This window comes from Bradyrhizobium sp. NBAIM08, from assembly GCF_020193935.1.
Taxonomy (GTDB): Bacteria; Pseudomonadota; Alphaproteobacteria; order Rhizobiales; family Xanthobacteraceae; genus Bradyrhizobium; species Bradyrhizobium yuanmingense.
The window spans coordinates 1-385 of the sequence record NZ_JADYVR010001289.1 but is presented as its reverse complement, the minus strand read 5'-3'; the positions used below and the strand labels follow the sequence as shown (position 1 = coordinate 385).

The following is a 385-nucleotide window of genomic DNA, read 5'->3' as shown; positions in this document are numbered from 1 at the left end:
GCCATCAAGGGTGACCGCCGGCTGCTGGTTGACCTCGAGCAACCGGGCCTCGAATGATTTTTTCTGCTCCTGAATTTTCCCATAACGGAAAAGCGTGCTCTCCGTCGGATTGAGGATCACCACGCCTTCGTAACCATCGACGATCGCCCAGTCGCCGTTCGTCACTCGGGAGGTCAGGTTGCGCACTCCGACCACCGACGGCATTTTCATCGAGCGCGCGACGATCACCGCGTGACTCGTCTTGCTCCCCGAATCCATCACCAGCCCCAGCGCCGCCGATCGATCGAGCGTCGCGGACTCCGAGGGGGAGATGTCGCTCGCCACCACGATCCGCTGATCGGCTAGCCGGTTGAGGGACGTCTCCGCCTGGCCGAGGAGGTTGTGC

At 62.6% G+C, this 385-nt stretch carries 1 protein-coding gene; it reads right to left on the bottom strand.

Annotated features, from left to right (window positions below; all coding sequences use genetic code 11):
• A partial coding sequence (locus I6F37_RS44570) for a PEP-utilizing enzyme (protein WP_249795519.1) occupies window positions 1–385 on the bottom strand: 385 nt, incomplete at both ends.